General features: G+C 61.4%; 16 protein-coding genes. 13 read left to right on the top strand and 3 right to left on the bottom strand.

The genetic code is table 11. The features are described from left to right. Window positions 1-265: 265 nt before the first annotated feature. Window positions 266-2368: a RecQ family ATP-dependent DNA helicase gene (locus ACIQ39_RS06175; RefSeq protein WP_396433736.1), complete on the top strand. Its 2103-nt coding sequence runs from the start codon at window positions 266-268 to the stop codon at window positions 2366-2368. Between the two features lie 35 nt (window positions 2369-2403). Continuing rightward, complete coding sequence (locus tag ACIQ39_RS06170) at window positions 2404-2898, top strand: hypothetical protein (RefSeq protein WP_396433735.1); 495 nt, start codon at window positions 2404-2406, stop codon at window positions 2896-2898. Window positions 2899-2994: 96 nt separating this feature from the next. On the opposite strand, the gene ACIQ39_RS06165 is transcribed toward ACIQ39_RS06170, so the two are convergent. After that, the gene (locus ACIQ39_RS06165; protein ID WP_396433734.1) at window positions 2995-3942 is read right to left on the bottom strand and encodes a Bug family tripartite tricarboxylate transporter substrate binding protein; all 948 of its coding nucleotides are present in this window, start codon (window positions 3940-3942) and stop codon (window positions 2995-2997) included. Window positions 3943-4237: 295 nt separating this feature from the next. On the opposite strand from ACIQ39_RS06165, the gene ACIQ39_RS06160 reads away from it, so the two are divergent. Then, on the top strand, window positions 4238-5440 hold the full coding sequence (locus tag ACIQ39_RS06160) for a YbfB/YjiJ family MFS transporter (RefSeq protein ID WP_396433733.1): 1203 nt from the start codon (window positions 4238-4240) through the stop codon (window positions 5438-5440). Window positions 5441-5518: 78 nt separating this feature from the next. After that, window positions 5519-7267, top strand: a complete 1749-nt coding sequence (gene ycaO / locus ACIQ39_RS06155) for a 30S ribosomal protein S12 methylthiotransferase accessory factor YcaO (RefSeq protein ID WP_396433732.1) — start codon at window positions 5519-5521, stop codon at window positions 7265-7267. A gap of 76 nt (window positions 7268-7343) precedes the next feature. Here the strand turns inward: ycaO and ACIQ39_RS06150 are convergent, their stop codons facing one another. Together ACIQ39_RS06150 and ACIQ39_RS06145 are read right to left on the bottom strand one after the other, a co-directional pair. Continuing rightward, on the bottom strand, window positions 7344-8051 hold the full coding sequence (locus ACIQ39_RS06150; protein ID WP_396433731.1) for a VOC family protein: 708 nt from the start codon (window positions 8049-8051) through the stop codon (window positions 7344-7346). Next, window positions 8035-8598: a C40 family peptidase gene (locus tag ACIQ39_RS06145; protein ID WP_396433730.1), complete on the bottom strand. Its 564-nt coding sequence runs from the start codon at window positions 8596-8598 to the stop codon at window positions 8035-8037. The genes ACIQ39_RS06150 and ACIQ39_RS06145 overlap by 17 nt, the downstream gene beginning before the upstream one ends. Window positions 8599-8862: 264 nt before the next feature. Between ACIQ39_RS06145 and ACIQ39_RS06140 the strand changes: the two genes are divergently transcribed. From ACIQ39_RS06140 to ACIQ39_RS06100, 9 genes are all read left to right on the top strand, one after another. After that, a complete protein-coding gene (locus ACIQ39_RS06140; protein WP_396433729.1) occupies window positions 8863-9468 on the top strand; it encodes an isochorismatase family protein in 606 nt (201 codons plus the stop codon). A 190-nt stretch (window positions 9469-9658) separates the two neighbouring features. Next, window positions 9659-11557 carry a propionate--CoA ligase gene (locus tag ACIQ39_RS06135; protein WP_396433728.1) on the top strand — a complete coding sequence of 633 codons (1899 nt, stop codon included), beginning with the start codon at window positions 9659-9661 and terminating at the stop codon, window positions 11555-11557. 250 nt (window positions 11558-11807) lie between these two features. Next, window positions 11808-14675 carry a 2-oxoglutarate dehydrogenase E1 component gene (locus tag ACIQ39_RS06130; protein WP_396433727.1) on the top strand — a complete coding sequence of 956 codons (2868 nt, stop codon included), beginning with the start codon at window positions 11808-11810 and terminating at the stop codon, window positions 14673-14675. A gap of 76 nt (window positions 14676-14751) precedes the next feature. Continuing rightward, window positions 14752-16041, top strand: a complete 1290-nt coding sequence (odhB, locus tag ACIQ39_RS06125; protein ID WP_396433726.1) for a 2-oxoglutarate dehydrogenase complex dihydrolipoyllysine-residue succinyltransferase — start codon at window positions 14752-14754, stop codon at window positions 16039-16041. A gap of 27 nt (window positions 16042-16068) precedes the next feature. Further along, complete coding sequence (locus ACIQ39_RS06120) at window positions 16069-16338, top strand: DUF4160 domain-containing protein (protein WP_396433725.1); 270 nt, start codon at window positions 16069-16071, stop codon at window positions 16336-16338. Then, window positions 16335-16613: a DUF2442 domain-containing protein gene (locus ACIQ39_RS06115; RefSeq protein ID WP_396433724.1), complete on the top strand. Its 279-nt coding sequence runs from the start codon at window positions 16335-16337 to the stop codon at window positions 16611-16613. Before ACIQ39_RS06120 ends, ACIQ39_RS06115 begins: the two co-directional genes overlap by 4 nt. Before the next feature lie 14 nt (window positions 16614-16627). Further along, window positions 16628-18055: a dihydrolipoyl dehydrogenase gene (gene lpdA, locus ACIQ39_RS06110; RefSeq protein ID WP_396433723.1), complete on the top strand. Its 1428-nt coding sequence runs from the start codon at window positions 16628-16630 to the stop codon at window positions 18053-18055. A gap of 113 nt (window positions 18056-18168) precedes the next feature. Continuing rightward, window positions 18169-19266 (top strand): cell division protein ZapE, encoded by a 1098-nt coding sequence (gene zapE, locus ACIQ39_RS06105; protein WP_396433722.1) that lies wholly within the window; start codon window positions 18169-18171, stop codon window positions 19264-19266. Next, the gene (locus ACIQ39_RS06100; protein ID WP_396433721.1) at window positions 19263-19724 is read left to right on the top strand and encodes a hypothetical protein; all 462 of its coding nucleotides are present in this window, start codon (window positions 19263-19265) and stop codon (window positions 19722-19724) included. Before zapE ends, ACIQ39_RS06100 begins: the two co-directional genes overlap by 4 nt. Window positions 19725-19740: the final 16 nt, after the last annotated feature.

Here is a 19740-nt window from a genome sequence, read left to right as displayed (position 1 = left end):
GTCATCCCGGCCCTGAGCCGGGATGCGTTGAACACAGTGGCCCTTGGCGAACATCTGCTGTGCCTTTTGTGCCTCCAGCTCAGCGCCGAGATGGCTGAGACAAAGGGCGTACGCTGGTCGGGTGCGCCACATGTTGCGAGCCCAAAGCGCGTGGCGGCTGATGCTGACGCGTCAGCAGGAATTTGGATGCTGGCCAAGTCGTGGTCCTTGCGCCCAAAATAGAGGGCTTCAAATTTCAAATGCTTGCAGGCTATCGCCTTTACATATGCCAAATCAAGCCCTCCCACAAGCGCATTTGCGCGACTTTGCCGAGCAGCACATGCACACCGTGCTGGCCCGTTTGGCGGGACCCGCTGCAAGGCCCCGTGCCGACCAGTTGGACGCGGTGCATGCCGTGCTGCAACCGGCCTCGCGCGTGCTGGTGGTGCAAGCCACGGGCTGGGGCAAGTCGGCGGTGTACTGGGCGGCCACGCACGCCATTCGCAGCACGGGCGCGGGCCCCACGCTGGTGGTCTCGCCGCTGTTGGCGCTGATGCGCGACCAAGTCAGCGCCGCCGAGCGGGCGGGGCTGAAGGCGGCCACCGTCAACTCCACCAACATCGAAGACTGGGACGAGGTGTTTGAGCGGCTGGACCAAGACGTGATCGATGTGCTGCTGGTCTCGCCCGAGCGCCTGGGCAACCCGCGCTTTGCGGCGCGCCTGGGCGCTTTGCTCGCCAAAGTGGGCCTGATCGTGATCGACGAGGCGCATTGCATCAGCGACTGGGGTTTTGACTTTCGGCCCGACTACCAGCGGCTGGCGCGCGCGCTCTTGTCCACGCCCACGGCCAGCGTGCTGGCCACCACGGCCACGGCCAACCAGCGGGTCACCCAAGACATTGGCAAGCAGTTGGGCGTGGGCACGCTGACCTTTCGTGGCAGCTTGGCGCGCACCTCGCTCAGGCTGTCGGTGGTGCCCGGTTTGTCGCCCTTGCAGCGCTACGCCTGGATGGCAAGCGCCCTGGAACAACTCCCCGGCTCGGGCATTGTCTATGTGCTGACGGTGGCCGAGGCTGAGCGCTTGACCGCGTTTTTGCGCAGCTGCGGCCACGCGGTCGAGGCCTACACCGGCCAGACCGACGCCGACACCCGCTTGCAGGTGGAAGAGCGCTTGCGGCACAACCAGGTCAAGGCGGTGGTGGCCACTTCGGCGCTGGGCATGGGTTACGACAAACCGGACCTGGGGTTTTGCGTGCATGTGGGCTCGCCCGCCACCCCGGTGGCCTATTACCAGCAGGTGGGTCGGGCGGGCAGGGCGGTGGCGCATGCCGAAGGCGTGTTGCTGCCGTCGGATGCCGACGAGCGCATTTGGGACTACTTTGCCACCGCGTCAATTCCAGACGCCGCCACGGCGGCCAAAGTGCTGAGCAGCTTAGAAAGCCAGGCGCGCAGCCTGCTCGACATCGAAGCCGACACTGGCGTGCGCCGGGGGCGGCTGGAAGCGCTGCTCAAAATTTTGGCCGTGCAAGGCGTGGTCGACAAAGACGGCCCCACTTGGCGCGCCACGGGTGTGCCCTATGAGCACGACACGGCCAAATGGACGGCGCTGGCCCAAGTGCGTCAGCAAGAGGCCGACATCATGCGCCAGTACGCGCACGGTGCGGGCTGCCTGATGGCGTATTTGCAAACCGCATTGGACGACCCGTCGCCCGCGCCTTGCGGGCGCTGCTCGGTGTGCACCGGCCAGCTGCCTTTTCCTGGACTGTCGCCATCACCCGACAAACTGCTGGCCGCCCGCGACTTTTTGCGCGGCATGGATGTGGAGATTGAGCCGCGCAAGCGCTGGCCTGCCGGTGTGGGGCGCAAGGGCAGCATTCGCGGTTTTGATGCGGGCCGCGCTGTGGCCTTTGCCGATGACCCGGCTTGGCTGAATGCGTTGAGCGAGCTGCAGACTTGGCGCACGGCCTTTTCGGGGGCCAGCTCAGCGCGAGCGCTGCCGCCTGAGCTGCTGGCCGGGGCCTTGGCCACGCTGGGCCGGTGGGCCAAAAACTGGCCTGCGCGGCCCGTGTGCGTGGTGCCGCTGCCCGCACCCAACATGGCCGCCAACCAGCAATTGGCGGCGCACATCGCGCAAAAAGGCCGCTTGCCCTTGCACGATGTGTTCAGCTGGCGCGGCGGCCCTGCGCCCGACGACAGTGCCTCTTCGCCCGTGGTGTTGCACCTCGAGTCGGCCATTTGCCTGGCTGCCGATGCCGCTCTGCCCGCCGGGCCGGTGCTGCTGGTGGCCACCCAGGTGCGCACCCGCTGGGCCGCCACGGTGGCGGCCGCGCTGCTGCGCGAACAAGGTGTGCCTCAGGTGCTCTTGCTGGCTTGGCATTTGCAGCCTTGAGGCATGATGGGCCGCAACTTTTGAACGATGACACCATGACCGACCACACCCCCGACACCCCGCTGGTTCAAGAACCCCGCCGTTGGCAAAACGAGCAATGGACTGCCCAAGTCATCAAAAACGACGACGACGATGGTTGGGCCGTGGCCATGTACAAAGATGGCGCATCTGAACCCGCCTTGGTGGGGCCGTGGACCATGGGCCGCGACAAAAAGAACCCCAAGCCGCTGGACGGTTCGGCCTTCATCACCTTGGTGAAAACCGCCAGCGAGTTTGTGCGCCGCAGCGAGCAGCAGCTGCACGCCACGCTGCACCAGTCGGTGACGGTGAATGGCTTGAGCGGCCGGGTGACGGTGTGCCTGGACATCGTGCCCGACGAGGACAGCCCTTACGCCACTTTGAGTGCGCAGGATGAGTTGGGTGAGGCCTTGGCCGAGGTGAAGGTGGATGCCGGTTTCAAGCTCAGCCGACAAAGTGCCCAAGCCTGGGTGGACGCCGAATTTGCCAGGCCGGGCAGCGGGCGGCGTTGATGGCACAGCGGCAGCTGGGGCGGATCAGGTGCGGTCTTGCCCCTGCAGCAGGCGGCAGGCTGCAGGCCCAGCTTGGGCCCGCAGCAGCCCACCGCCTCACTGCGCTTTGGCGCCCGAGTCTTTCACCACTTTGGCCCATTTGGTGATTTCGCTGGCTTGGTAGCGCGCCAATTCAGCGGGGCTGGACAGCACGGGGTCCAGGCCCAGGGTCTTCAGGCGCTCTTGCACTTCGGGCAGCTTGAACACGCGCAGCACCTCGGCATTGAGCTTGTCGATCACAGGGCGTGGCACATTGGCCGGGGCAAACATGGCAAACCATGTGGTGGCTTCAAAACCGGGCACAAACTCGCCCACCGTGGGGACATCGGGCGCAGCGGGTGAGCGGGTGGCCGTGGTTTGGGCGAGCGCGCGGATTTTGCCTTCCTTGGCCATGGGCAGGGCCGAGGGCATGTTGTCAAACATGAGCTGGATGCTGCCGCCGATCAGGTCGGGGATGGCAAATTGTCGGCCCTTGTAGGGCACATGCTCCATGCTGGTGCCGGTCAGCGACTTGAAGAGTTCGCCCGAAACGTGCACCGAGGTGCCGATGCCCGGCGAGCCAAACGAGAGCTTGTTGGGGTTGGCCTTCATGTAGGCGATCAGTTCGGGCACGGTTTTGACGGGCAGGTCGTTGTTGACCACCAGCAAGTTGGGGGCCGAGGCGATCAGCGAGATGGGGCTGAAGTCTTTCACCATGTCGTAGGGCATTTTTTCGTAGAGCGCCCCGTTGATCGAGTGCGTGCCCACGGTGCCCATCACGAGGGTGTGGCCGTCGCCGGGCGACTTGGCGACGTTGTCGGCCCCGATGTTGCCGCCCGCGCCGGGCCGGTTGTCCACCACCACCGGGAAGCCCAGTTGCGCTTTTTCGCTGAACAAACGGGCCAAGATGTCGGGTGCGCCGCCCGAGGGGAAGGTCACCACCAAGCGCAAAGGCTTGGTTGGAAATGCCTGCGCCATGGCATTCGACGCGCCGAGCGCGCCCAGGCCAAGCAGCACAAGACTCATGCTGCGCCTGAAATGTTGGGTGACAAGTCGTCGACACGCGGGCAAAGCCCACGCAAAAGGGCTCGCTGATGGGTCAAGTTGGAATGCTTGTGAAGGGGTGGGCATGAGGGTCTCCTGGGGCATTTCACTTTAGGCTGGCAGACCAGCGCCGTGCATGGTGGAAACCCTTTGGGCCTTTGCAGCCCTGTCATGTGAGTGACGCGAAAGCCGAGCGCGCTGGCCCGTTGGCCTTGGGCGGGGGCTTTGGACTGTGGGCAGAAGGCCACAATGGCACTGCTCAACCCAAACCCCGCACATGCCCAAGCCGTCCAGCCCATTCCAGACCCGTCCCCTGCAGGCTTGGCAGGTCATGGTCGGGGGCATTTGTGGCTTGGTCTTGACCATTGGCTTGGCGCGCTTTGCCTACACGCCTTTGTTGCCTGCTTTGCAAGCCCAAACCGGTTTGAACGACGCGCAGGCGGGGGGCTTGGCATCGCTCAACTATGCGGGTTACATCTTGGGTGCCTTGGTGGCATCTTGGATGGACGATGTGCGTTGGCGTCACCGTTTTTACAGCGCTGGCTTGTGGATGGCTTTGTTCACCACGGCGGCCATGGCTTTGTCGAGTTGGTGGCCTGCTTGGGGTCTGTGGCGCTTTTTGGGAGGTTTGTGCGGGGCCACCGGCATGTTGCTGGGCTCGGGCTTGGTGCTGGGCTGGTTGATGCGCCAGGGCCGCAGGCCCGAGTTGGGGGTCTTGTTCATTGGTCTTGGGCTGGGCATCGTGGTGTCGGCACTGGGCTCTTGGGTGTTGTCGGGCATTTGGACGCTGTGGTCGCACCAGTGGTTGGCTTTTGCCGCGCTGGGGGTGGTGTTTTTTGTACCGGCGTGGCGTTGGCGACCCCCTGTGCCGCCAGCGCCCATGCCTTCGGCCGTGGTTTTGCCGCAGGCTGCGGTGTCGCGCCGCTGGATGGCGACCATGGCGTTGAGTTACTTTGCGGCGGGTTGGGGGTTTGTCATCAGTGCCACGTTCACCGTGGCCATTGTGGAGCGCGAACCGGCCTTGGCCGGGCTGGGGGCTTTGGCTTGGGCACTGGTGGGCTTGGCAGCCATGCCGGCTGTTTTTTTGTGGGACCGTGTGGCGCGGCGCTTGGGCGACATCCCCGCCTTGTTGCTGGCCTTTGGACTGCAGACCGTTGCCATTGTTTTGCCCGCTTTGTCCGGCAGCTTGCTTGCGGCCTTGTTCGGCGCGGTGGGCTATGGCGCCACCTTCATCGGCATTGTGAGCCTGACTTTGGCGCTGGTGGGGCGGCGCGCGCCGCAAAACCCGGGCAAGGCGATGGCCCGTTTGACCTTGAGCTACGGCGCAGCGCAAATGCTGGCCCCCGTGGTGGCCGGGGCCATGGCACAGGCCACGGGCAGTTTCAAAGGCGCTTTGTGGCTGACGGCGGCTGTGATGGTGTTGGGCATGGCGCTGTTGCTCACTTTGCCCAAAATGCCCGCACAAACCGCTGCCTCATGAGGCCATGTCGATGGCCTGTGTTTGACAGGCAGAATGCGGTCTTGTCCAAACCGGGCAACTTCTTGACAAGGCTTTGCCGTGAATTCACCCAGCTACATTCCCGGCAAAGACGCGCCGCTTGAAGCCACTGTTCAGTCGCTGCAGGCCAAGCTCCAAGCGCTGGGTTTTCACATCGAGGAAATGAGCTGGCTCAACCCGGTCGAGGGCATTTGGTCGGTGCACATCCGTGACCGCGACTGCCCGATTTTGTTCAGCAACGGCAAGGGCGCGACGCGCTTGGCCTGTTTGGCCAGCGCCTTGGGTGAGTTTTTGGAGCGCTTGTCGACCAATTACTTTTGGTCCCACTGCTACCTGGGGCCCGACATCGCCCAGCAAGACTTTGTGCATGACCCGCAAGAGCGCTGGTTTGATGTGCCCGAAGATGAGGCCTGGCCTGAGGGCATTTTGAACGCTCAATTGCACGCGTTTTACAACCCCGAGGGCGCTGTTTCGGCGCTCAAGCTGGTCGAGTTCAACTCGGGCTTTGAAGCGCGCGGCATTTGCGCCATGCCTTTTGTGCGTCAACGTGATGGCAGCACCGCTTTCATCCCGGTCAACATCATCGGCAACCTGTATGCGAGCAACGGCATGTCGGCTGGCAACACCGCGCCCGAGGCCCGCACGCAGGCCCTGTCTGAGGTGTTTGAGCGCCACGTCAAGGGCCGCATCATCGGCGAGGGCATTTGCCTGCCCGATGTGCCCGAGGCGGTGATCAAGCGTTACCCACGCATCGCCGCAGGCGTGACCGCTTTGCGGGCCGCAGGCTTTGGCATTTTGGTGAAAGACGCCTCGCTGGGCGGTCAATACCCGGTGATGAATGTCACCTTGTTGCACCCCGAAGACCAGGGTTGCTTGGCCAGTTTTGGCGCGCACCCGCGCTTTGAAGTGGCACTGGAGCGCGCCCTGACCGCGTTGCTGCAGGGCCGGGCGCTTGACACGCTCAAAGGCTTTTTGCCGCCCACGTTTGACCTCGAAGAAGCCGCCAGTGCGTCCAACATCGAAACCCACTTTGCGGATTCGAGTGGTCTGATTCACTGGAATTTTTTGAGCGAAATCCCCCACCATGTGTTCGTGGACTGGAACTTTTCCAGCACCACGGCGCAAGACTACGCTTGGTCGGTGAACAAAATCCACGACGCGGGTTTGGACATTTACATCGCCGATTTTGAGCATTTGGGCGTGTACGGCTGCCGCATTTTGGTGCCCGGCATGTCCGAGATTTACCCCGTGGACGATCTGGATTTTGCGAACAACAGCATCGCCAACCCGCTGCGCGAGGCGATCTTGAACCTGCCCGATTTGGGCGATGACGAATGCGAGGACCTGCTGGCCAGACTGAACGAATCCGGCTTGGCCGACCCGCGCCCCGTCGCCGCTGTGCTTGGCATGGCGGCCGATGCGGGTTCATTTTGGGCTGACCTGCGCGTGGGCGAGCTCAAAACCCTGCTGGCGCTGGCCTCGGGTAACGAAGAGGCCACGCTGCAGGGCTGCGAGTGGATTCGCCATTTTGAGCAGATCGCAGCGCAGCGCCGGGCCGTGTACGCCTGCGTCGAGACCCTGATCCAATTGTCGGACGGCGGCAACACCGGGCCGTACTTCACGGCTTTGCGCCAGTTGTATGGCGCATCGGCCGTGGGCCAGGCGCAAGCCTTGATTGCACAAACCGACCGCTTCATGGGCCTCTCGGCCCCGGGCCTGCAAATGGACGGCTGTGCCACGCACCAAAAGCTGCTGGCTGCTTATGCCAGGGTCCAGACCATTAAGCAGGTGTTTGGCGTGCGGCGTTGAGCGTTCAGCGTTGAGCGTTCAGCGTTCAGCGGGGCGGCGGGTGTGAGCGTTGGGCGGAGTGTGTGGAGTCTGGGCTTCACAAACCCAAGCTTTGCAGCTGCACCAAGCCTTTGGGGGTTTGCAGCGTGGCCACCAAGTTGGCCTCGCCCGCTTCGATGGCGATGCCGGTCAAGCCGATGGCATCGTAAGCCGCTTGCAGTTTGGCCGCGCTGGGGTGGCGCACGGACAGGCTTTGCAGCGTGACGCCAGAACGCGGCAGGCTGTTGCGCGGGTGCAGGCGCAGCGGGTCGGTGGCCTCGGGCTTGCCCCACTGAATCAAAGTGGGCAAGCTGCCATCAAAAAGGCGTTCGCCGTCTTCACGCACGGTGATTTGCCAGTTCAAGGTGCCTTTGCTCGATTTGCGGCTCGCGTGCACCACTTGGCCGCGTTCTATGCCTTGGGTGCGCAGCACATGGCGTGCGGCTTTCACGTCGTCGGTGCTGCTGACAAAGTGGATGAGGCGTGGGCCTTGGGCCACGGCTTTTTGCACTGCGGCATTGTCCATGTCGAACCAGCGGGGCACTTGGGCGCGCTTAGGAATCACGGCCGCCGGGTTGATGGCGATGATCTCAAAGTAAGCCAAGGGGAAGCTGGGCGAAGCGATTTTGAACAGGCGGTTGTGGGTGCCGTATTTTTCGTGCTCGCCGCCCGGGCCGGGGGTGATGCCCAGGGTTTCTTCGCACCACTGGACGCCCTCGCCCAAGGTGGTGGCCATCACCACGAGGTGGTCAATTTGGGTTTTCATGCTTGGCATTGTCGCTGTTCACGGGCACGCGGCGTGCACCGTTGAAGCGTTTTTGCCAATAGGCGCTGCGCATGTCGGAAATGTCAACCGATTTACCGGTCCTGGGCGCGTGGATGAATTTGCCATCGCCCACGTAAATGCCGACGTGGCTGAAAGCCCGTCGCATGGTGTTGAAAAACACCAAATCGCCGGGTTGGAGTTCTTCACGCGCAATGACCTCGGTGGCCCGGGCTTGGTCCACCGCTCGGCGAGGCAGGATTTGGCCCAGCGACTTTTCGTAGAGGTGGCGCACAAAGCCGCTGCAATCAAAACCCGTGACCTCGCTGGTGCCACCCCGGCGGTAGGGCACGCCCAAGAGCTTCATCGCTTGCTCGACCATGCCCGTGGCTTGGTCGCTGGCCTTGTCCCTGACATGGTTCAATTGCCCACCGATTTGCGAGGCCAAGCTGCGCTCGGTCAAACCCCTTGCCGAGTTTTCTTCCGCTGGAAAAGCCCAAGCGGGGATGGTCAAGACTGAGGACAAAGAAAAAATAATGAGCCAATGCATGGCCAAGAGCATAACGGATATTTTTGGATTCATTTTTTGCCCTGCCAGCTGACGACAGGGGGGAGCTGACTTTGAATGTCCTTGAGCTTTGTCATCCCGGGCCTGAGCTGGGATGTCGGCAGCACATGGGCTGTGCCAGGGCCAGGGTAAAAGGCGCTTGGAGGTGTTGGAAATGAGCACATGTCGTTGGGCGCAGGCCGCTGACATTTTGGGCCGCACGGGCTCAGCTGCCACAATCTGGCCAGAACAAATCAAGGACCCCTTATGTTGATCGACGCAGACGCAAGCCAGCTGGTGTTGGTGGATTTTCAAGCCCGTTTGAAGCCCGCAATGCGGGACGCCGAGTTGGTTTGGGCCAACGCTGCCCGGCTCGCCACATTGGCCCAGGCCTTGGCCGTGCCGATATGGGGCACCGAGCAAAACCCCTCGCGCTTGGGTGAAATGCCGCCCGAGCTGCGCAAGCATTGCCGCAAGGTATTGGCCAAGATGCAGTTCAGCGCTGTCGAAGAAGGCCTGGGCGAATGGCTGCAGCCCGCGCCGGTGCAGGCCCCGCGCGGCAACGCCCGCAGTTTGCCGCGCCACCTGCAAAAACCTCAAGCAGATGCCCAAGAGCGCAAAACCATTGTCTTGGCGGGCTGCGAGGCCCATATTTGCCTGATGCAGACCGCGCTCAATTTGCTCGAAGACGAGTTTGAGGTGTGGGTGGTGACCGACGCTTGCAGTTCGCGCACTGAGCGCAACCGCGATGCGGCCTACGACCGTTTGGCCGGGGCTGGTGCCGAGTTGGTGACCGCCGAGATGGTGGCTTTTGAGTGGGTTCGTACGGCCGAGCACCCCGATTTCAAGTTGCTGCAAACCTTGTTCAAGTGAACGGCTTGCACGGCCGGGCAAGGCAGTCTGGCGGCATGGCAACCGCCACAGAAAGCCTCAGGCCAGCCACACAAAGTCAGCTTGTTGCAAGTCCCTTGGTCATAATTATGAATTCAGAAGTGCAGGGCCGTCGCGCATCAGACCCCTGTCTTCAAGGGCTTTTTTATTGGTGGGCTTTCAGGAGACATTCATGGGCAATTTTGCAGATTTTCACGCCCGGTCGCTCAAGGACCGAGACGCTTTTTGGGCCGAGCAGGCCAAGCGGGTGGATTGGAAGGTGCCGCCGCAGCAAATCTGTGACTACAGCAAGCCGCCGTTTGCCAAATGGTTCGTGGGCGGTCAAACCAACCTGTGCCACAACGCCGTGGACCGCCACTTGGCCGAGCGGGCCGACCAGCCGGCGCTGATTTTTGTCTCGACCGAGACCGACACGGAAAAAACTTACACCTACCGTGACCTGCACGCCGAAGTGCAGCGCATGGCCGCTGTCTTGCAAGACCTGGGCGTGGTCAAGGGTGACCGCGTGCTGATTTACATGCCCATGCTTGCTGAGGCCGCTTTTGCAATGCTGGCCTGTGTGCGTTTGGGTGCCATCCACTCGGTGGTGTTTGGCGGTTTTGCCTCGCACTCGCTGGCCACCCGCATTGAAGACGCTTCGCCCAAAGTCATCATCAGCGCTGACGCAGGTTCGCGCGGCGGCAAGGTCGTGCCCTACAAGCCACTGCTGGACGAAGCCATACAGCTGTCGGCGCACAAACCCGCCAAAGTGGTCATGGTGGACCGCCAACTGGCGGCTTTCACCCCCGTGGCGGGCCGCGATGTGGATTACGCCACCCAACGCGCCCAGCACATGGATGCGGTGGTGCCCTGCGAGTGGGTCGAGTCCACCCACCCCAGCTACACCCTCTACACCTCGGGCACCACCGGCAAGCCCAAAGGTGTGCAGCGCGACACCGGCGGCTACACCGTGGCCTTGGCCGCCAGCATGCCCCATGTGTTTGAAGGCAAACCGGGCGGCACCTTCTTTTGCACCAGCGACATTGGCTGGGTGGTGGGTCACAGCTACATCATCTACGGTCCGCTGATCGGTGGCATGGCCACCATCCTGTATGAAGGCCTGCCGATTCGCCCCGACGGCGGCATTTGGTGGAGCTTGGTCGAGAAGTACAAGGTGAACGTCATGTTCAGCGCGCCCACGGCCATTCGCGTGCTGAAAAAACAAGACCCGGCCTTGCTGAGCAAATACGATCTGTCCAGTTTGCAGGCCCTGTTTTTGGCCGGTGAGCCGCTGGATGAGCCCACCGCCAAATGGATTTCTGAAGGGCTCAACGGCAAGCCAATCATTGACAACTACTGGCAGACCGAAACCGGTTGGCCTATTTTGAGCATTTGCAACGGCGTGGAAAAAGCGCCCAGCAAATTCGGCTCGCCCGGCAAAGCGATCTACGGTTACAACGTCAAGCTGGTCGACGACCAAACGGGCGAAGAGTTGACCGGCGCGAACCAAAAAGGCGTGTTGACCATCGAAGGGCCCCTGCCCCCTGGCAACCTGCAAACCATCTGGGGCGACGACGAGCGTTTCGTCAAAACTTACTGGAAGACCGTGCCGGGCAAGCTGGTGTACAGCACTTTCGACTGGGCGCTGCGCGACGAAGACGGTTATTACTTCATCCTCGGCCGAACCGATGACGTGATCAACGTGGCCGGTCACCGCTTGGGCACCCGCGAGATCGAAGAAAGCATCTCCAGCCACCCCAACATCGCCGAAGTGGCGGTGGTCGGCGTGGCCGACCCGCTCAAAGGGCAGGTGGCCATGGCTTTTGCGATTGCCAAGGACAGCTCTGGCCTGACCGATGCTGCGGCGCGCTTCAAGTTAGAGGGGGAAGTCATGAAGGTGGTGGACTCGCAACTGGGTGCGGTCGCGCGTCCTTCGCGTGTGCTGTTTGTCACGGCTTTGCCCAAGACGCGCAGCGGCAAACTGTTGCGCCGCGCGATTCAGGCGGTGGCTGAAGGGCGCGATCCGGGAGATTTGACCACCATGGACGACCCGGCTGCCTTGCAGCAGGTTGTGGACCAGCTCAAAATTTGATCCCAGCCAGAGCCACTTTGAAAGTGCCCAGACCCCGCTCAGGCGGGGTTTTTATTTGTCGGGTCGGTGTCAATCCGCCCCCGATTGCCCCGCTTTGTCAGTTGGGTGTCGGATTGGGCGTGGCACAATACCTGCTGTACTCAGGCCCTTCCATTGCCACAGTCGCATCCGCCAACCGGTTCAGCCGTGTCGCGGGAGGTAAATCTCAACCAACTTATGTTTCCCCGAGGGAAACGGAGGTCAGCGAAATATGAGCGAGACTAATTCCGTCTACGCTGCCTACCAAGGCAACACCTACTTGTTTGGCGGCAACGCCCCGTACGTCGAAGAGATGTACGAGAACTACCTGGCCAATCCGGGTGGCGTGCCCGATTCTTGGCGTGAGTATTTCGACGCTTTGCAGCACGTTCCCGCAGTCGATGGCAGCAACGCCAAAGACGTGCCCCATCTGCCCGTCATCAACGCTTTTGCCGAGCGGGCCAAGTCCGGTGGCACCAAAGTCGTGATGGCCAGTGTGGATGTTGAAATGGGCCGCAAGCGCACCGCCGTTCAACAGCTGATCGCCGCCTACCGCAACGTGGGCCAGCGCTGGGCCGACTTGGACCCGCTCAAGCGCACCGAGCGTCCCAATATTCCTGACCTCGACCCGGCTTTCTTCGGCTTCACCGACGCTGACCAGGAAACCGTGTTCGACACCAGCAACACATTTTTTGGCAAAAACCGCATGTCTTTGCGCGAGCTGCTCAATGCGCTGCGCGAAACCTACTGCGGCACCATCGGCGCGGAGTACATGTACACCACCGACCAGGCCGAAAAACGCTGGTGGCAGCAAAAGCTGGAAAGCATACGCAGCAAGCCTAATTTCACGGCCGAGAAGAAAAAGCAGATCCTCGACCGCCTGACCGCGGCCGAGGGCTTAGAGCGCTACCTGCACACCAAATACGTGGGGCAAAAGCGCTTTTCACTGGAAGGCGGCGAGAGCTTCATTGCCGCGATGGACGAGTTGATACAGCAAGCCGGTGCTCAAGGCGTGCAAGAAGTCGTGATCGGTATGGCCCACCGGGGCCGCCTCAATGTGCTGGTCAACACCATGGGCAAATTGCCGGCCGACATGTTTGCCGAGTTTGACCACACCGCCCCCGAAGAGTTGCCCGCCGGTGACGTGAAATACCACCAAGGCTTCAGCTCAGACGTGAGCACCACCGGTGGTCCGGTTCACCTGACCTTGGCCTTCAACCCCTCGCACTTGGAAATCGTCAACCCTGTGGTGGAGGGCTCGGTGCGGGCCCGCATGGACCGCCGGGGTGACCCCTTGGGCAAACAAGTTTTGCCTGTGTTGGTGCATGGCGATGCCGCCTTTGGCGGTCAAGGTGTCAACCAAGAAACCTTTGCCTTGGCTCAGACACGCGGTTACTCCACTGGCGGAACGGTCCACGTCATCATCAACAACCAGATTGGGTTCACCACATCAGACCCACGCGACATGCGTTCGAGCGTGTTTTGCACCGACATCGTCAAGATGGTCGAGGCGCCTGTCTTGCATGTCAACGGCGACGACCCGGAAGCGGTGGTCATGGCCGCGCAACTGGCCCTGGAGTACCGCATGAGCTTCCGCAAAGACGTGGTGCTGGATGTGGTGTGCTTCCGCAAGCTGGGCCACAACGAGCAAGACACCCCCTCGCTGACCCAGCCGCTGATGTACAAGAAAATCGCGGCCCACCCCGGCACGCGCAAGATGTACGCCGACAAGTTGGCCGCGCAAGGCTTGGGCGATACCCTGGGCGATGACATGGTCAAGGCCAATCGCGCTGCGTTGGACGCGGGCAAGCACACCGCCGACCCCGTCTTGACCAACTTCAAAACCAAGTACACCGTCAACTGGGCCCCCTTCTTGGGCAAGAAGTGGACCGACGCGGGTGACACCGCGATTCCCCTGTCGGAATGGAGCCGCTTGGCCGAAAAAATATCGACCATTCCCAACACCGTGACGCCCCATCAACTGGTCAAGAAGGTCTATGCCGACCGCGCGGCCATGGGCCGTGGCGACATGCCAGTGGATTGGGGGATGGGCGAGCACATGGCGTTTGCCTCCTTGGTCGCCAGCGGTTTTCCCGTGCGTTTGTCGGGCGAAGACTGCGGCCGTGGCACCTTCACGCACCGCCACGCTGTGATTCACGACCAGAGCCGCGAGAAGTGGGATGAGGGCACCTACGTTCCCTTGCAGCACGCTGCCGACGGCCAAGCCCCGTTTGTGGTCATCGACTCGATCTTGTCCGAAGAAGCGGTCTTGGCCTTTGAATACGGCTATGCCTCGAACGACCCCAACACCTTGGTGATTTGGGAAGCCCAATTTGGCGACTTCGCCAACGGCGCACAGGTCGTGATCGACCAGTTCATCGCTTCCGGTGAAGTCAAGTGGGGCCGCGTCAACGGTCTGACCTTGATGCTGCCGCATGGCTACGAAGGCCAAGGCCCCGAGCACAGCTCGGCCCGTGTCGAGCGCTTCATGCAATTGGCGGCCGACACCAACATGCAACTGGTGCAGCCCACCACGGCCAGCCAGATCTTCCATGTGCTGCGTCGCCAGATGGTGCGCAACCTGCGCAAGCCCTTGGTCATCTTCACCCCGAAGTCGCTGCTGCGCAACAAGGACGCGACATCGCCTGTGTCCGAGTTCACGCAGGGCAGTTTCCAGACCGTGATCCCGGAAAACAAAACGCTCAAGGCCGACAAGGTCAAGCGCGTGGTGGCGTGCTCGGGCAAGGTCTACTACGACCTGGTCAAGCAACGGGAAGCGCAGGGCGCCGACGACGTGGCCATCATCCGCGTGGAACAGCTCTACCCCTTCCCGCACAAGGCCTTTGCAGCCGAGCTGAAAAAATACCCCAACGCCACAGACCTGGTGTGGTGCCAAGACGAACCGCAAAACCAGGGGGCCTGGTTCTTCATCCAACACAACATCCACGAGAACATGCATGCTGGACAAAAGTTGGGCTATGCCGGTCGCGCAGCTTCCGCCTCGCCTGCGGTGGGTTACTCGCACCTGCACCAGGACCAGCAAAAAGCACTGATCGAAGCGGCCTTCGCGAAGCTCAAGGGCTTTGTGTTGACCAAGTGAACCAGCTTCTGGCGCTGACCTGTCAGCGCCAGAGGCCTTGCGCCCCATTCAAAGTACAACGTTCAACGGAAAAATCATGGCCATCGTAGAAGTCAAAGTTCCCCAACTGTCCGAGTCCGTGGCAGAAGCCACCATGCTGCAGTGGAAAAAGAAAGTCGGCGACACCGTTGCCGCCGACGAAATCCTGATCGAAATCGAGACCGACAAAGTCGTGCTCGAAGTGCCTGCTCCCTCGGCAGGTGTTTTGTCTGAAATTTTGCAGGCTGACGGTGCCACCGTGGCCGCTGAGCAGCTGATCGCCCGCATCGACACCGATGGCAAAGTGGCCGCTGCCCCGGCCGCAACTTCTGCAGCTGCTGCAACTGCTGCAACTGCTGCCGTGGTCGCGGCACCGGCTGCCGCTGTAGCCACCACCAGCAGCAGCATGGCCGGTGTGGCCATGCCCGCCGCCGCCAAGCTCATGGCCGACAACAGCTTGGCCACTGGCTCCGTGGCGGGTTCGGGCAAAGACGGCCGTGTGACCAAGGGCGATGTGCTCGCTGCCGTGCCAGCTGGCGTCTCCTCGGCTGCGGCCGTTGGCGTCAAAACGACTGCCGCCGTGATCCCGACCGGCGTGCCCACCAAGGCCTTGCCTCAGGTTTCTGGCCCTGCTGTTGATTTGGGCGAGCGCCCCGAGCAGCGTGTCCCCATGACGCGTTTGCGTGCCCGTGTGGCCGAGCGTTTGCTGCAATCGCAATCGACCAACGCCATCCTCACCACCTTCAATGAAATCAACATGGCCCCGGTCATGGAGATGCGCAAGCGCATGCAAGAGCGTTTTGAGAAGGAACACGGCTGCAAGCTGGGCTTCATGAGCTTCTTCGTCAAGGCCGCTGTGCACGCCCTGAAGAAGTTCCCCGTGCTCAACGCCTCGGTGGACGGCAACGACATCGTGTACCACGGCTATTTTGACATCGGCATCGCGGTGGGTTCGCCCCGTGGTTTGGTGGTGCCCATCTTGCGCAACGCCGACCAGATGAGCTTTGCCGACATCGAAAAGAAGATCGCTGAATTCGGCGTCAAAGCCCGCGACGGCAAGCTGGGCATGGAAGAGATGACCGGCGGCACCTTCTCCATCAGCAACGGCGGCACCTTTGGCTCGATGATGTCCACCCCCATCATCAACCCACCCCAGTCGGCGATTTTGGGCGTGCACGCGACCAAAGACCGCGCCATGGTGGAAAACGGCCAAGTCGTGGTGCGCCCCATGAACTACTTCGCCATGTCGTATGACCACCGCATCATCGACGGTCGCGAAGCCGTGTTGGGCCTGGTGGTCATGAAAGAAGCGCTGGAAGACCCTGCGCGGCTTTTGTTTGACATCTGATCGCGCACTGACTTTCCCCCAGAAGGCATGCCAACCATCTCGATGTTCTATGGCGTTTTGGTGTCCATGTATTTCATGGACACCAGCGAACACCACATGCCCCACATCCATGTTTTCTACCAAGACTTTGAGGCGGTTTTTGCCATTCCCAGTGCCGAACTTTTGGCTGGGCATTTTCCAAAAAACAAACGGCGATTGGTTGAAGCTTGGATTGAAATCCACGCCGAAGAGCTGATGGCCAATTGGTCATTGGCCGTTCAAGGCCGCGATCTTTTTCGAATCGACCCCCTCAAATGACTGAAATCAAACCTCTTTTGCCCCGCGTGACCAAGGTCAAGGCGCTGGACAACTTTGAGTTGTGGCTTGAATTCAAAGACGGTTCGGTCAAGTCGTTTGATGTCAAACCCTACTTGGAATTTCCGGCTTTCCAACGACTGAAGTTGGGGGGGGCCTTTGCCAAGGCGCATGTCTCCAACGGCACGGTGGTTTGGGATGACATGCTGGATTTGGCTCCAGAGACGCTTTACCTGAAAGGGGTTGCCCAAACGGGTCAAGCTCCAACGAATAACTGAAGAGAAAGAAACGCATGAGCAAACAATTTGACGTCGTCGTCATCGGCGGTGGCCCCGGTGGCTACATTGCGGCCATCCGCGCGGCCCAACTCGGTTTCCAAGTCGCCTGTATCGACGAGTGGAAAAACGCCGCCGGTGGCCCCGCGCCCGGCGGCACCTGTACCAATGTGGGTTGCATCCCGTCCAAGGCTTTGCTGCAGTCCAGCGAGCACTTTGACCACGCCAACCACCACTTCGCCGAGCACGGCATCAGCGCCAGTGGCGTGACGATGGACATCGCCAAAATGCTGGCGCGCAAAGACATGGTGGTCAAGCAAAACAACGATGGCATCTTGTATTTGTTCAAGAAAAACAAGGTCACGTTTTTCCACGGTCGCGGCAGCTTTGTGGGCCAAGCCGAGGGCGGCTACACCGTCCACGTGGCGGGCAAAACCGAAGAGGACATCACCGCCAAGCACGTCATCATCGCCACCGGCTCGAACGCCCGTGCCTTGCCCGGCACGCCGTTTGACGAGGTCAATGTCTTGTCGAACGACGGCGCTTTGCGCTTGGCAAGTGTGCCCAAGAAGCTGGTCTTGATTGGCTCTGGCGTGATTGGCCTTGAAATGGGCTCGGTCTGGCGTCGTTTGGGTGCTGACGTGACCATCCTCGAAGGCCTGCCCACTTTCTTGGGCGCGGTGGACGAGCAAATCGCCAAGGAAGCCAAGAAGGCATTCGACAAGCAAGGCCTGAAGATCGAGCTGGGCGTGAAAGTGGGCGAGATCGTGAACGGCAAAAAAGGCGTGACGGTGAACTACACCAACGCCAAAGGCGAGGCTGTGGTGCTGGCGGCCGACAAGCTGGTCATCTCGATTGGCCGCGTGGCCAACACCATCGGCCTGAACACCGAGGCCGTGGGCCTGCAACTGGACGAGCGCGGCGCGGTGGTGGTGGACGCGGATTGCAGAACCAAGCTGCCGGGTGTTTGGGCGATTGGCGATGTGGTGCGTGGCCCGATGCTGGCGCACAAAGCCGAAGAAGAGGGCGTGGCCGTGGCCGAGCGCATCGCCGGGCAACACGGCCATGTGAACTTCAACACCATCCCTTGGGTCATTTACACCAGCCCCGAAATCGCTTGGGTGGGCCGCACCGAGCAGCAGCTCAAAGCCGACGGCGTGGCCTACAAGGCGGGCACTTTCCCGTTCTTGGCCAACGGCCGTGCCCGCGCATTGGGCGACACGACCGGCATGGTGAAGATGCTGGCCGACGCCAAGACCGACGAAATCTTGGGCGTGCACATCGTGGGCCCATCGGCTTCGGAGTTGATCGCCGAGGCCGTGGTGGCCATGGAGTTCCGTGCCAGCGCAGAAGACATTGCGCGCATTTGCCACGCGCACCCCAGTTTGAGCGAGGCCACCAAAGAGGCGGCCTTGGCGGTGGACAAGCGCACCCTGAACTTCTGAGACCATGGCACACTCGGAACTGCGGTTTCGTGTGAGTTGGGTTAAAGTTCCGCATCCCTAAAACCCGGGCCTGGCCCCGGGTTTTGTCATTTGAATTGAAGAGCCACCCACACATGTCTGTTCGTGAAGTTTACGAAGAAGAGCTCCATAAGCGCGGCTACCAAAGCGACCCGGCCCAGCTGCGCGCCATCGAGGCGCTGGAGCGTTGCGCCAGTGAGTGGGCGGCCTACAAATCCAAGCGCTCCGGCCTGCTCGGCAAATTTCGCAGCCGCCCCGACATTCCCAAGGGCGTCTACATGTTTGGTGGGGTGGGGCGCGGCAAGAGCTTTTTGATGGACTGCTTTTTTGCAGCTGTGCCCATCGAGCGCAAGACGCGTTTGCACTTTCACGAATTCATGCGCGAGGTGCACCGCGAATTGGCGGTCATTCAGGGCACGGTGAACCCTTTGGATGAGTTGGGCAAGCGCATGGCCAAGCGTTACCAGCTGATTTGCTTTGACGAATTCCATGTGGCCGACATCACCGATGCGATGATCTTGCACCGCCTGTTGGTGGCGCTGTTTGACAACGGCGTGGGCTTTGTCACCACTTCCAATTTTGAGCCCGACGGCCTGTACCCCGACGGCTTGCACCGCGACCGCATTTTGCCCGCCATCGCTTTGTTGAACCAGCGCATGCAGGTGCTCAATGTAGACAACGGCACCGACTACCGCCGCCGCACGCTGGAGAGGGTCAAGCTCTACCATTCTCCTTTGGGGGATCAGGCCGAAGCAGAAATGGACGATGCCTTCAACCGCTTGGCCACGGGGCCGGACGAAGACGCTGTGTTGCACATTGAAGCGCGCGACATCACCGCCAAACGCCGTGCGGGTGATGTGGTTTGGTTTGACTTCAAGGCCATTTGTGGTGGGCCACGTTCACAAAATGATTACCTCGAAATCGCCACGCAATACCACACCGTGTTGCTCAGCCACGTGCCGCACATGCCCGTCAGCATGGCGTCTGAGGCGCGGCGCTTCACCTGGTTGATTGACGTGCTGTACGACCGGCGGGTCAAGCTCATCATGTCGGCCGCTGTCCCGCCCGAGGGCTTGTACACCGCCGGCCCGATGTCGCATGAGTTTCCGCGTACGGTGTCGCGTTTGCATGAAATGCAGTCGAGTGAATTTTTGGCATTGGCCCACCGCACGGTGGACACACAGCTCACATGACACGCCCTGGGTTTGAACCGCTGAGATGGACCGAAGTTGCGCGGGCTTGGCCCTGGGCTTTGACATTGGCTTTGGCCTTGACTGTCGATGTGCAGGCGCAAAGCAGCGCGGATGCAGCGCAGCCTCTGGCACCGCCCACTGCCGCAAGCGAGCAGTCTGCGCCCATCGCTTTTGCGCCGTCGCCCGACGAGATGAGCGAGGACATTGACCGAAAGCGCAAAGCTTTGGCGCTGCAGCGCCAAACGATCTTGCAGACAGAAGAGGCGCAGTTGGCGCTGTGTTGGCAAAAATTTGCCGTCAACGCTTGCCAAACTGCGGCGCGGCGTGAGCGCCGACAGGCCATTGAGCCTTTGCGCTTGCAAGAATTGGCGCTCAACGCGCAAGAACGCTTGCTGCGCACGCAGCAGCGTGAGCTTCGCTTGCAAAGCAAGCAGCCTGCACCTGAACGGGCACCATGAGCAGCGAGATCTCCAG

Origin of the sequence: Limnohabitans sp., assembly GCF_044361645.1 — a bacterium.
Lineage (GTDB): Bacteria > Pseudomonadota > Gammaproteobacteria > Burkholderiales > Burkholderiaceae_C > Limnohabitans_A.
The sequence above is the reverse complement of the archived record's forward strand: the minus strand, read 5'-3'. Positions and strand labels throughout refer to the sequence as shown.

What these genes read in the sequence shown, in the direction of transcription:
- ACIQ39_RS06175 (WP_396433736.1), top strand. Translation starts at nt 266, where the DNA reads ATGCCAAATCAAGCCCTCCCACAAGCGCATTTGCGCGACTTTGCCGAG.
- ACIQ39_RS06170 (WP_396433735.1), top strand. Translation starts at nt 2,404, where the DNA reads ATGACCGACCACACCCCCGACACCCCGCTGGTTCAAGAACCCCGCCGT.
- ACIQ39_RS06165 (WP_396433734.1), bottom strand. Translation starts at nt 3,942, where the DNA reads ATGAGTCTTGTGCTGCTTGGCCTGGGCGCGCTCGGCGCGTCGAATGCC.
- ACIQ39_RS06160 (WP_396433733.1), top strand. Translation starts at nt 4,238, where the DNA reads ATGCCCAAGCCGTCCAGCCCATTCCAGACCCGTCCCCTGCAGGCTTGG.
- ACIQ39_RS06150 (WP_396433731.1), bottom strand. Translation starts at nt 8,051, where the DNA reads ATGAAAACCCAAATTGACCACCTCGTGGTGATGGCCACCACCTTGGGC.
- ACIQ39_RS06145 (WP_396433730.1), bottom strand. Translation starts at nt 8,598, where the DNA reads ATGCATTGGCTCATTATTTTTTCTTTGTCCTCAGTCTTGACCATCCCC.
- ACIQ39_RS06140 (WP_396433729.1), top strand. Translation starts at nt 8,863, where the DNA reads ATGTTGATCGACGCAGACGCAAGCCAGCTGGTGTTGGTGGATTTTCAA.
- ACIQ39_RS06135 (WP_396433728.1), top strand. Translation starts at nt 9,659, where the DNA reads ATGGGCAATTTTGCAGATTTTCACGCCCGGTCGCTCAAGGACCGAGAC.
- ACIQ39_RS06130 (WP_396433727.1), top strand. Translation starts at nt 11,808, where the DNA reads ATGAGCGAGACTAATTCCGTCTACGCTGCCTACCAAGGCAACACCTAC.
- odhB (WP_396433726.1), top strand. Translation starts at nt 14,752, where the DNA reads ATGGCCATCGTAGAAGTCAAAGTTCCCCAACTGTCCGAGTCCGTGGCA.
- ACIQ39_RS06120 (WP_396433725.1), top strand. Translation starts at nt 16,069, where the DNA reads ATGCCAACCATCTCGATGTTCTATGGCGTTTTGGTGTCCATGTATTTC.
- ACIQ39_RS06115 (WP_396433724.1), top strand. Translation starts at nt 16,335, where the DNA reads ATGACTGAAATCAAACCTCTTTTGCCCCGCGTGACCAAGGTCAAGGCG.
- lpdA (WP_396433723.1), top strand. Translation starts at nt 16,628, where the DNA reads ATGAGCAAACAATTTGACGTCGTCGTCATCGGCGGTGGCCCCGGTGGC.
- zapE (WP_396433722.1), top strand. Translation starts at nt 18,169, where the DNA reads ATGTCTGTTCGTGAAGTTTACGAAGAAGAGCTCCATAAGCGCGGCTAC.
- ACIQ39_RS06100 (WP_396433721.1), top strand. Translation starts at nt 19,263, where the DNA reads ATGACACGCCCTGGGTTTGAACCGCTGAGATGGACCGAAGTTGCGCGG.